Raw genomic sequence first — 13,075 nt, forward strand, 5'->3', positions numbered from 1 at the left:
TATTATTTTTCGCACGCCCGTGCGGCGCGCGATCACGTTGTCCGCACTTGAGCGAAGGCGTCCGCGCACTACCATTGCATGGCCGCGCCCATTCCGAAGGTTGTGCCGCCAGGGCTCATGCCGACGCCGGCTTTCATCTTGATGTTCTCGGTGAGACGGGCGGTTCCGCCCAGCGCCACGGCCTGGTAGCCACGGAAGCCCGCTGTGCCGATGCCGAATGACAACGTCTTGTCCTTGTCGACCTCCGGAATCATCGTCAATGCGGTCGCCGCGGCGATGCCGGAGTAGGCATTGCGCGCGACCGAGTTGATGCCCGATTGCAACTGGTCCACGCGTTGGTCGGTATACGCGTTGGCCTGCGCGAGCCCGGCATTGAGCTGGTCCACGTTGACGGCGTCCGTCCCTTGCGTTCCCGCGGCTACATTCGCCACCTGCCGCGTATCGTTAATCGAGCCGACAGACACCACGTTGCTTCGGCCTCCGTCTGTGCTATTGGAACCCAGCGCCACCGAGTTATTCCCGCTCGCGGCCGCGCCAACCCCGACAGCGGTCGCGCCCGTCGCGCTGGCTTGCGAACTGTTGCCCACCGCCGTGCTATTGGACGCGGATGCCGATGCACCCTGGCCGCCCGCCGACGAATTCGAACCCGATGACGAAGGTGGCGTTGGCGTGCCGGGCGAGGACGAGAAGCTGCCGCCGTTGTTCGTGGTGCGCTGGTCGATCAGCGTGGTCAGTCGGGTCGACACCGCGTCCAGTTGTGAGACGTTCACCGCATCGGTTCCGGCCTTGCCGGCAGCAACACCGGTGATCTGCCGATTGCCGATATTGACCTCACCCGCGGAGGACTGCGGACTGCTCAACCCGTACGCGATGTAATTGCTCAACGCGCCAATCGTCGTCACCGATCCCGCGCCCAGCGCAACACTGTTTGCCATTGTCGCGCTCGCGCCCGAGCCCATCGCGACCGCATCGATGGCGCTGCTTTGCGCCCCCGAGCCGATAGCAATGCCGCCCGCGTTGGCGGCCTTTGCGTTCGCGCCTTGTGCGATCGACTGCGCACCGCTTGCGATCGAGCCGCTGCCGAGCGCAAGCGCATCGGCCTGTGCCGCGTTCGAGCTCTCACCGATCGCGACGCCGCCCGGTGCCGTGGCATCGACGACGGCGCCGTTGCCGATACCCACGCCGTTGTCACCGTTGACCACGGTGGTCGGTCCGACGGCAATCGATTGCGCGCCGACCGCCAGCGAATCCGCCGCCGTCGAATTCGCGTGAAAGTACATCTGTCCGGAAACAGCGAACGACGAGAGCGCGCCCGCAAGCTGTCTGATGGTGACCGCGTCCTGGGCCTGCGTGCCGTCCGCGACGTTGGTCAACTGGCGATAGGTATTGCCGGCCGCGCTGCCGAACGACACGGCGCCGAGCAAGGTTTGATCAGACGTGTTGAAGGGAATCGCATGGGTGCCGTTCGCAATTGAACCGATACCGGACAGGACTGCGCGATTGGACACAGAACCCGAGCCGATTGCCACTCCGCCCGCCACCGACGCGCTCGACAGCGCGCCCAATGCAAGCGCGTTGTCCGCTTGCGCGGCAGCGCCGTTGCCGCCGGCGAAGCTGCTCGCCCCGACGGCCGTCGCCCCCACACCCGCCGCCAGCGCACCGACGCCAGTGGCGCCATTGTTGTTGTAGTTGCCACCCTGCGTGCCGCCGTCGTTGACGCTGTAGTAGTGCGTTTTGCTGGCCGTGACTACACCGGCGAGGTTGTCGACAGCCTGATCCGTCGCGTACAGCTGCGAACCGTTCACTGCATCGGTACTGGCTGCGCTCACCCGGCCCGCCGCCACGTTGGTCACCGTGCGCTCATGACCCGCGCTGCCCACGCTCACGGTGCTCGTCGGGGCAGTCCCCGCGTACGTATAGGCCGTGCCGTTGATCGTGTCGCCGGTCGTTGCCACTGCCGCGGCGGTGGTCGAACCGCTGCCGACGGCGACCGCGTTGGCGTTGTTCGCCACTGCGCCCTGACCCAACGCCGTGCTGCCAGCGCCGGTCGCGCTGGCAGCCACGCCCGCCGCAAGCGAGTTGATGCCGGTGGCGCCGTCGTCGGCGTAGTTGGCACTCTGAGTACCGCCGTCGTTGACGCTGTAGTAGTGCGTCTTGTTGGCGGTTACCGCCGTGGACAGACTGCTGACTGCCTGATCGGTTGCATACAACTGCGAACCGTTCACCGCGTCGGTGCTGGTCCCGCTCACCCGGCCCGCCGCCACGTTGGTCACCGTGCGCTCGTGACCCGCGCTGCCCACGCTGACCGTGCTGGTCGGAGCCGCACCCGCGTAGGTGTAGGCCGTGCCGTTGATGGTGACGCCCGGTGTCGCCACCGCCGCGGCCGTTGTGGATCCGCTGCCGAGCGCCACGCTATTGGCGAACGTCGAGCTGGCCCCGGCACCTAGCGCTACTGCGTCGGCAGCGCTGCTTTGCGCGCCGGAGCCGATCGCCACGCCGCCCTGGTTCGCGGCATTTGCGTTGGCGCCCTGCGCTATGGATTGCGCGCCGCTCGCGACCGCGCCGCTGCCAAGCGCCATTGCGTCAGCCGCGGCCGAATGCGATTGCTGGCCAATCGCGACACCGCCGGGCGCCGTTGCATCGACCACCGCCCCGTTGCCGACACCTACGCCGTTGTCGCCGTTGACGACGGTCGTCGGTCCGACTGCGATCGACTCCGCGCCCACGGCGAGCGAATCGGCCGCCGTCGAATTGGCGTGGAAATAGTTCGTGCCCGTCACTGAAAACGACGACAGTGCACCCGCCAGTTGCCTGACGGTAACCGCATCTTGTGCCTGCGTGCCGTCGGCCACGTTGGTCAACTGCCGGTAAGCCGTGCTGCTGCCGACGGACACTGCGCCGAGCAATGTCTCGTCGGAGGTATTGAACGGAATCGCGTGGGAACCGTTGGCGATCGATCCCACTCCGGGCAGAACCGTGCGATCCGAAACCGATCCCGAGCCGATCGCCACGCCGCCGACAACCGAAGCCGTTGCTTGCAGTCCGAATGCGGTTGCGCTGTTCGCCAGCGCCTGTGCGCCATTGCCCAACGCCGTGCTGCTCACGCCCGAAGCCAGAGCGCCGACACCCGCGGCCAGCGCGTTGACGCCGGTGGCGCCGTCGTCGGCATAGTTGGCGCCTTGCGTGCCGCCGTCGTTGACGCTGTAGTAGTGCGTCTTGTTGGCGGTTACCGTCGTGGCGAGCGCGTCGACGGCCTGATCGGTCGCGTACAGCTGCGAGCCGTTCACCGCGTCGGTACTGGCCGAGTTCAACTGGCCCGCGGCAACGTTCGTCACCGTGCGTTCGGCGCCCGCTTTGCCGACGCTGACCGTGCTCGCCGGCGTGGTGCCGGCAAACGTGTACGCGGTCCCATTGATCGTCGTGCCTGGCGTCCCCACCGCGGCGGCTGTCGTGCTTCCCGCCCCAAGAGCCACAGCACCGGCGTTGGTGACTGCGGCGCCCGAGCCGATCGCCACGCCTTGCGTCGCCGCGGCCGACACCGTTGCGGCGTCGCCGAACGCGATCGAACCCGCGTTGTTCGCTTGCGATGCATTGCCCAGCGCGACGGCGCCCTGGCCGGTCGCGATATTGGCATTGCCGAGCGCCACCGCGCCCTGGCCGTTGGACGTATTGTTCGCGCCCATAGTTATCGCACCGGTCCCGATCGCCGAGTTCGGATCGCCGATGGCGACCGCGCCGTTACCGCTGGCGGTATTGCCCACGCCGATCGATACCGCCTTGCCGCCGGTGGCGGTTGCCGTCTGACCGATCGCAATGGCGCCGGCCGTGTTCGCGATTGCCCCGGTGCCCTGAGCGATCGAGTCGCCACCCGTGGCTTGAGCCCCGTTGCCCAACGCTATGTCGTTAGCCGTTGTCGGTGCGCCATTTACGCCGGCCACTGCATTCAGGCCCAGGGCGATCGAAGCGTCACCGTACGCATTGGCGACCGGTCCCACCGCAATTGCGTCGGTGCCGGTGGGGACACTGTCAGCCAACACCGAATTGGCGTGGAAATATTTGATCCCGCCGCCATTGTTGATGTTGGCAATCGCGGTTGTATTGGTCGAGACCTGCTGGTTGGTGGCGAACAGTTGGGATCCATTCACCGCATCCGTGCTCGTAGCATTCAATGCGGCCGGCGCCATGTTGGTGATAGTCACCGCAGACCCGGCTCCCGCCCCGCCGGTCGCACCAAGCGTGATCTTCGTTCCGCCCGCCGCGTCGTACTTGACCGCGATATTGGCGGTGTTGTCGATATTCGTATTCAGCGCGGTCAACGCGCCGGCAACCGTCGTCTGCGGGTTGGGTCCGCTTACGGCTCCGGTAGCACTGACGGTGTTGACCGGCTGGCTAAAGCCGGTGATATCGCCGGTCGTCGCGCTATAGCTGGCGCCGCCGCCCAACGTGCCGGCCGTCGACGCGCCGAGATTATTGACGCCGGTGACAACCGTATTCAGTTGCGAGCCGTTGATCGCGTCGGTGCTGGTAGCCGAAATGACACCGGCTGCCACGTTCTGCAGTTGCCGCTCTTTGCCGGCGGAGCCCACCGACACCACGCCATTGGCCGCGTTCGCGATGCCGGCGGCAGTGCCGCCGTAAAGCGCAGTGGTGCCCGTATGGGGCGCTGCGGTCGTACTGCCCGCACCCAATGCGACGTCGTTCGCGTTGCTGGTCGATGCGCCGGCACCGAGTGCAATCGCATGGGTCTGGTTGGCCACCGCCGAATCGCCGAACGCCAGCGCGCTCGCGCCGTTCGCGGTGCTCGCGTTGCCGAGCGCGAGGGCGCCTTGACCATTGGCGGTATTGCCGTTTCCCTGCGCTATCGCGCCGTCGCCCGTGGCGGTATTGTTCGCGCCCACGGCGACCGCGCCATTGCCGGTCGCGGTATTGGGATCGCCAATCGCGACTGCGCCGTTGCCGCTCGCGGTCTGCGCCTGACCGAGCGCGACTGCGCCCGTCCCGCCGAGTACCTGGGAATTATGGCCGCCGGCGAACGAACCCGCACCGGCTGCGGCAGCCACTGTGCTGCCGTCGCCGATCGCAACCGTCGAGGCGGCGAGCGCACTTGCGGCATTGCCGATGGCGGAAGCATTGGCCGCGTTAGCCGTCGCGGAGGTGCCCATGGCAAGGGCATCCGTGTTGGCGCCCGTCAACGCCGAATCGCCTATCGCGATGGAAGACGAGCCAGCGGAGCTCGCGCCGGAGCCGATCGCAATCGCGCGAATGCCCGACGCCGCGGCGCCTGCTACTGTCGCCGGTGCCGACGCGCCGCCTTCCGCTACGGTATCGGATGACCCCAACGCTATCGAATTAGCACCGGTGGCTTTTGAGCCGTTCATCATTCCGAGAGCGTTGAGCCCTGAGGCGGCGGCGCCGGCCCCCAAAGCCACGGCATTCTGCGCCGTGGCTTTGGACACGGTGCCCGCAGCCAGCGACGAGGGACCGGACGCGGTCACATCCGTGCCAACGCCGATCGCACCCGCCGCCGTTGCGCCCGTGCCTGCGACAGAGCGCGGTCCGAGATAAACGGCGTTCAGACCGCTGGCGATGGACTGGAAGCCGACAGCGACGGCATGCGTCCCGGAAGCCGCTGCGGTATAGCCCACTCCGACGGCCGCGGGTCCGCTTGCCACGGCCTGGAAGCCAATCGCCGCGGCATAATCGGCATTCGAGATGACATCGGTGCCGATGGCGATGGAGGCAGTTCCGGTCGAACCGCTGCCCGCCGCGGTGCGCGCGCCCAGATAAAGGGCGTTTGCACCGGTGGCGCTGGCTCCCGAGCCGACGGCTATACCGTTGGTCTGGGCGCCAGAGGCTCCGCTGCCCAATGCGACCGCGCCCGAGGCGGCAGCGTTGGCACTCGAACCCATTGCAAGGCTGTTGTCCCCGGTAGCTTTCGCCAACGGGCCGACAGCAGTGGACACATTCCCGCTCGAGACGACATCGACGCCAATCCCGATAGCCGACGATCCGCTGGCGGTGACATCCGTACCGATGCCAATCGCCGATTGCGAGGTCGCGCCGGTGCCTGCCGCGGTGCGCGCCCCCACGTAAATGGCGTTGATACCATTAGCAATGGCCTGAAAGCCGAAGGACAAGGCATTAATGCCCGTACTGCTGGCGCCGTAACCTACCGCGGTGGCTCCGCCGCCAGAGGCCGTGGACGCCAAGCCCACGCACGTCGTGCTGCCACTATAGAAATTATAGGGCGCCGACGCGCAGCTCAACTGCGCTTGCGCCTGCGCGCCCCATCCCCCGAAACCCATTAGCAACAGCACGGTGACGACGCGCGGTCCCGGACCAGGCGACGCTGCGGCATCCTGCTCGCCAGCGCGTGCGCCGCATATGGAAGCAGCCGCCCCCGACTTTCCCTTGCCCCGCGACGTGTCCAGCTCCGACGCGGCTACGAAGGCGCCAAGCGCCTTGTTCCAGATGGTCCGATATGCTCTGTTCATGTCGTTGCCTCACCAGTTAATTTAAATTCGAAGTTCACAAGTACGAGCATGTATATGCACCTAACATATTCAGTAAGACTACTTATCATGTTTAATTGATCCAGCTTCGGCGCGCGCCGCCTTAGCGATGACCGTGCGGCAAACTCCTCCTACTCCCGGCGAATGATGAATCCCCAGAGCTAGCGCATACCCACGCCGACAATGCGATTCGCATGACTAAGTAAATATCGAAGATCGATCAGAGCGCCGTTTTTCGAAGCACTGGCTCCCCGGACGCTTGGCGAATGTCCGGTTTATGAAGGTCCGAAGGGGAGACGCAAAGGAAAGGCAATCGAGCGGCGGAGCGCCAATTGCCGGCCAGGCTGATGTGGTCGCTTAGCCGTGGCAGCGCCCGACTCTGTTCCGACTGGGATACTCATCGATACTGTCCCCTCAGTAGCCTCTTGCAACGTTTCGCCGGCTCGTGGCATGACAAGTAGTCTTGCGCCGGCTACACGCACCGCTTTTTCTTTCTCGCAACGTATTGAGCACTATGTGAGACGAAGGCCGGCGCGCTATTCGCATGGAATGTGGCGGCTCCCTTTATTTGAGTCGTGTAATAAAAGGAAAGATGGGTGCCCGCGCGAACTCTCTCATAGGTCTTTTCATTTGTCTAGAAAAAGCCTTTGGCGATATCCGGTTATTCCAAATGTAACAACCAGATTCCATTAACCCTATTAGCAACTGCGAAAATGGTCAGGATTTCCTGACAATTGTTTCAGGAAATCTGCAATTATTTTTCTATTTTTTAACGCCAGTTGCGTGTAGCAAGGTGCATTAAAAATGCGAGGCAGTTAAGGAGAAGGAAAAAGAAATCCATTCAGAAAGCCGGCCTGACAGGTTCTCCTGTTTCTTGCCTGTCTGCCCGCTGCTGCTGCACGAGGGCGGCAGCAGCGGAACGCAGTCAAGCTACTTACCAGCGGTAGCCGACGCCCGCGCCAGCACCCACGGAACCGTGACCCGAAACGCCCGTCGTGACGGAGCCTTTCACCATCCACTTCTGCGTCGCGACCGAAAGCCCGACAGCCATTGCGGATTGTCCACCGTAGTTGCCGCCTGCGAGTGCAACAACCTTCTCACCCGGCAACACAGCTTGCGGCAAATTCGCCATGGCGATTGCGGACGCTGTACCAGCGTTCGCGTCACGACGATATTTCTGCACGTCATCGCGAACGCTGTTGATTGCGTCATTCATCTGTCGCACGTTGACTGCGTCAGTCGGAGCCGTACCGTCTGCAACATTGGTGATCTGACGCTCAGCACCTGGCGCGCCGACCGAAACCGTGTTGTCCCTGTCCGCGACTGAATTTGCACCCAGGGCAACCGAATTATTCGCGGTGGCCTGGCTATTGGTGCCGATCGCAGTCGAGTCCGTCCCTGTGACTCTGGAATTCGCGCCGATGGCGGTTGCGCGTGCAGCGGTGACTGTCGTGTTCGTGCCGATTGCCGTACCGTCTTGCCCCGAAACGTTCGCACCGTTGCCCACAGCGGTTCCGTTCGGAACTGACACCACCGAATTTTTGCCCACTGCGGTGCCGGTGTCGTCAGTGGCCGTGCCATTCGAGCCGGACGTCGAGATCTTGTCGACCGTAACGGTGATTGACGCCAGATTGGTCGAGAGTGCCGAAACCTGCGAAGCGATCGAGAAAAGCTGCGAGCCGTTCACAGCGTCCGTGCTGGTGGCGCTGATTCGACCGGCGGCGACATTCTGCAACTGATGTTCCTGACCGACCGCGCCGATACTCACGACGCCGGTCGGCGCCGCCCCCGCGAAGCCACCGAAGGTGACGCCGTTCAGCGTGACGCTACTCACGTTCGTTGCTGCACGTGTAACCGCGCCGGACCCGAGCGCTGTCGATTCTGCAGTCGAAGCGACGGCTGCGTTACCGATCGCGATTGAATTTGCGCCTGTGGCCTGTGTGAGCGTGCCCAGCGCGATCGCATTGGCCGATGCGGCATTCGCATTAAATCCGACTGCGATGGAAGTGAGTGATGATGAAGTTGACGACTGGCCAATTGCAATGGCCGATCCGCCACTGGCCACGCTGGAGTTGCCGAGCGCCGTCGAGCTACCGCCGCTTGCCGTCGCTAAGGGACCTATTGCCGTGGCGCTGTTGCTGCTCGCGTTCGCCCCGGCACCTACGGCCACGGCAGCTACGTTGCTTGCCGCTGAAGACTCACCGATCGCAATTGCGTTCTGGCCGGTCGCCTGTGCGCGGGCAATTGCAACGCTACCGATCCCTGACGCCACGGAATCCACACCGACTGCCGTGGCGTCAGACGCGTTCGCACTTGCCTGGAAACCCAGCGCCGTTCCGCCAGCGGCCGAACTATTGGTACCGACAGCCGTTGAAAATTCAGAAGTAGTGTGTGCAAGCGCACCGATTGCAGTCGCGTCGCCGGTCGTCGTGGTCGCCCCACCGCCGATCGCAACGGCTCTCGTGCCGTTTGCGACCGAATTGGCGCCGACCGCCGTGGCATTCGTACCATTCGCCGTGACCGTATCACCCACTGCCGTCGCGGCACCGCCTTGCGCCGAAACATTTATGCCGACAGCCGTATTCTGGCTTGAACCGTCCGCACCAGCGACCGCAGGGAACACTCCGCCCGTGCTCGCGGGGGGCGCCGTGGCGCCCCCGACGGTCGCAGTCTGACCAGCGTTTTCGCCACCGACAGCGAGGTTATCTGCGTACGCCTGACCCACCGGCAGCAGTATCACTGCCGTCAGTGCTGCCAGCGCCGCCTTTGATTTCAGTGGGATACCGATCTTACTCATTTCCGCTTGCCCGTCGTCACCCCGCACGCCGCGCTGCGTCCCGGCTGCGGCGACCAGCGCGCCAACTTGACGATTCCACACCAACTTATTTCGGCTCTTGTTCATTACGTTCCGCTCTCGCTTGTCTGATAGTCAATAGAAGGATCCATATCTGGTCTCCGTCACGCTCTACCGCCGGAAACACGCCACTGCACCCATGCTTACGAATGCATTAACTGGCAATTTTGTGTAAGGCCGCGAGGAATTATGTGCAGCGTTATTGCGGCAATCGTTTTGCCGGAGGGACGAAATGCTTTGCCGGAGGGAAAATTCTTTTGCTATTCGTGCCCAAACCGCTCGATTTAAATTGAATTAACAATCTGGTACTCTTCGCGGCACTAAGATGGCGACCGATCCCCGCAACACTCAAGCCGCGCGATTCGCCGCCGTTAATCAGAAGTTCACCTGTCAGCTCATTTCGCCTACACGATGTCGCCCCGAAACAGTGCCCTCACGGACGCCCATCTACTTCTGGTAGACGACCAGCCGGATCAGCTTCGATTGCTAATCGATGCGCTGCGCAACGCCGGGTGCCGGATCAGTGTCGGATTCGACGGGTCACAGGCTTATCAGCGAGCCCTGGCGATCTCACCCGATCTGATCCTGATGGACGTCCGGATGCCACGCATGGATGGATTCGCCGCCTGCCGGCTGCTTGCCGCGGACCCTCGCACTTCTGCGATTCCGGTCATATTCCTCACCGTTGCCGGAGACCTTCAGGATCGGATCAACGGTCTGGAAATCGGGGGCGTGGACTATGTATTGAAGCCTTTCGAGCCGGACGAGGTACTCGCACGGATTCGCGTTCACCTCGCCCGAACACGCGGCAACCGGTATGCCGATCAGGAAGTGTCCGTTTCGGACTTCACGGGCAATAGCGTCATCGTTCGCGCGGCCATCCGTCACTTGTCGCAGAGGCTGAACGACGCGCCGACGGTCGAACAACTCGCGCGCCTGGTGGGGACTAATGAAAAACGACTGTCGCGTGCGTTTAGGGACAACCTTGGCAAGACAGTCTTCGAGCATCTTCGGGACGAACGGCTGCGGATCGCACAAAAGCTGTTGCGCAGCACCTCATTGAGCATTGCCAGCATTGCCGAAGAAATCGGCTTTTCCAGTGCCGCGAATTTTGCCACTGCGTTTCGCGAACGATTCGGTATGCCACCGTCGAGCTATCGGGAGGAATTTCGCAGCCGGGATCTGGCTGACACCGTGGAATCCGCCCTCGAGGCAGAGTGACGACATCATGACGACGACCCGGTGGCTTCGCCTATTGTTCTTGTGTCTGAGCTGGTGGACCACCCATGCGTCGGCCATCGGTCTCGACACCTCGGGGGCGAGGACACAAGAAGCTCCCACCGTGGATCAACTGCAGGTATTCGAAGACGTCTCGGGCAAGATGAACCTCGACGATATCCTCACACTGTCCGCGGGGTCCGCGCCAGGCTTCCGTCCCATGCAGCGGAGCCGATTGACACCAGGGTTCACCCGCTCGGCGTGGTGGCTGCGCATGTCGGTGAGCAATAGTGGCTCAACAGCCCTTCCACTCGTGCTCGTGTTCCCGGACGCGCGCTTTCTGACAGTGGACTTTTACACCGGGTCCCGGTCCGGCAACCACTGGACACACGCCGGCATCGATCCCGCTCGCTCGGTGCCCCAGTCCCTTCCGGCGCGGTATCGGTTGGTCAATTTCTCGCTCGTTCCCGGTGAACAGCGCCTTTTTCTCATCCGGGCAGCCAGCGATACTGCGCTCACGCTCGAACCGAAACTGTATCCCGCAGCGGTATACGACGCGCTGGAGATGCGCGCAGCGCTCTGGGACGGCGGATTGATTGGCGGCACGCTTGCATTGGCATGGTGCGCGCTGCTCATCGCTTATTTTTCCCACAGTGTCTCGTTCCTCGTGCTGGCCGCGCTGTGCGCCATGACAGCACTGTTCGAAGCTGCGGATCGCGGCTATACGAAGATCTATCTGTGGCCGTTCGCGACCGGCTGGAGCGCCAGAAGTGTGACGGTGCTTGGATGTACTGCCGTCCTGCTGTTCATCGTCTTTATCTTGCGCATCTCTCGCAGTGAAAAAGCAAACCTGCCCGCGCGCTACATACTGTTCGGGTTTGCGTTGCTGGAGTGTGTCGCAGCGATAGGCGCCGCATTCGGCAATCTGTTCGTGTTCGCCCAAGTCGGCGTGTATATCAATGCCCTGTTCGGCGTCTTCACGGTGATAATTGCTGCACACCTCGCGCGTCAGTCCACCCCCACCGCGCGGATCATGCTGCTCGTCATGAGCTTCTCGCTGTTCAGCTTTGCGTTGCGCATGCTCGAAACGCTTGGCTCTTTGCCGACGGCGCTCGCCTGGTTGAAGTCCGACATTCATCCGAACCCCGTCGTTGCAGTCACTGGTTTGGCCACCAACCTCATTGTGCTTGCAGCGTGGATAAACCACGTCGGAAAGCAGCGATTGGCGGCAAGAACTGCACTCGCAGACTGGCAAAGAACCGAACACGACCGCCTACGCGAACAGGTGGCGCAGCGCACAGTGGAGTTGAACGAAGCATTGCTTTACGCCGAGGAGAAAAACCAGCAGCTGATCGAAACCTTGGGCTACGTGAGTCATGACCTCCGTGCGCCGCTTGCTACGATCACGGGTTATGCCAGACAGTTGCGAGAACTGGCGGATTCGAAGCAGGTTAAGCCGATCCTGGCAATCGAGCGTAGCGTGAACTATCAACTTGGCCTGATCGACGAACTGGTCGGGTATGCGAAAACCGAGTTGCAGCCGTTGGAGATCGCGCCAGTCGCAACCGACCTGCCTGCGCTTCTCGATGACATTGCAGAATACGCGCTCGCACTCTGCTCGCAGTTGAACAACCAGTTCAACTATCAGGCTCTGACGCCGTTGCCCCGTCGACTGACGATCGACGGCCGCCGGCTGCAACAGGTACTGCTCAACCTGCTCTCGAACGCGTCCAAGTTCACCCGCGACGGCTTTGTCACGATGACGGTGAGCACGCGCCTGCAGGACGGTCAATGGCACATGAGGTTTGAAGTCGCTGATACTGGCATCGGCATCGACATCGAAGCGCAGTCGAGACTCTTTGCGGCTTTTCGCCGGATACAGGCTGTGAACGGCAGCACGGGACTTGGTCTTATTATCGCGCAGCGCATTGTCAACTCCATGGGCGGCGACTTGCGTGTGTCGAGTGCGCCGCATCGCGGCACCTCGTTTACCTTCGAACTCATCGTTCCATCTGCGGCAGATGAGAATGCGCTGCCGTCGAGCATCGTAGAGCATTCTTCTGGCTGTTCCGTTCCTATTCGCTCTCAACGCAAACACGGGTTTGCTGTTGCCGTTCCTCCAGAGAGCGATCGCCGGGAACTGGCGGTTCTTGCGAAGAACGGGCGCCTCACTGACATAGAGCGATGGATAGACAGCATGACCAACGCTCACCCCGCCTGCGTCGCGTTTCTGACCGACATGCGGCATTGCCTCGAAGCGTTGGATTTCCCAGCCATCGAGGCTCGTGCTCTCGCACCGCACAAAAAGTACGAAGGCTCACGCGCCTGCTAACGCAGCCCTGGCTGCATTCAAGCTAGTGCAACTTCGGCCGACATCCGCGAAACACTCGTGCGCAATGCAACGAAGAGAGCCACGCCACTGAAGCGAGCGACGCTCACCGCGGAAAAATGAGGCGGCGGCCGGACGGCTGCCGCTCTTTGACAAACGGGC

General features: G+C 62.8%; 4 protein-coding genes. 2 read left to right on the top strand and 2 right to left on the bottom strand.

Features of this window, described 5'->3' with window-relative positions:
• Positions 1 to 68: 68 nt before the first annotated feature.
• Positions 69 to 6,494 (bottom strand): ESPR-type extended signal peptide-containing protein, encoded by a 6,426-nt coding sequence (locus tag BPHYT_RS11860; RefSeq protein WP_012433389.1) that lies wholly within the window; start codon positions 6,492 to 6,494, stop codon positions 69 to 71.
• Positions 6,495 to 7,446: 952 nt separating this feature from the next.
• Positions 7,447 to 9,414 carry a YadA family autotransporter adhesin gene (locus tag BPHYT_RS11865; RefSeq protein WP_012433390.1) on the bottom strand — a complete coding sequence of 656 codons (1,968 nt, stop codon included), beginning with the start codon at positions 9,412 to 9,414 and terminating at the stop codon, positions 7,447 to 7,449.
• 363 nt (positions 9,415 to 9,777) lie between these two features.
• Here BPHYT_RS11865 and BPHYT_RS11870 point away from each other — a divergent pair, with 363 nt between their 5' ends.
• Positions 9,778 to 10,587: a response regulator transcription factor gene (locus BPHYT_RS11870; RefSeq protein ID WP_012433391.1), complete on the top strand. Its 810-nt coding sequence runs from the start codon at positions 9,778 to 9,780 to the stop codon at positions 10,585 to 10,587.
• 121 nt (positions 10,588 to 10,708) lie between these two features.
• The gene (locus tag BPHYT_RS11875) at positions 10,709 to 12,916 is read left to right on the top strand and encodes a sensor histidine kinase (protein WP_238535592.1); all 2,208 of its coding nucleotides are present in this window, start codon (positions 10,709 to 10,711) and stop codon (positions 12,914 to 12,916) included.
• Positions 12,917 to 13,075: the final 159 nt, after the last annotated feature.

The sequence above is a fragment of the Paraburkholderia phytofirmans PsJN genome, assembly GCF_000020125.1.
GTDB classification, from domain to species: domain Bacteria; phylum Pseudomonadota; class Gammaproteobacteria; order Burkholderiales; family Burkholderiaceae; genus Paraburkholderia; species Paraburkholderia phytofirmans.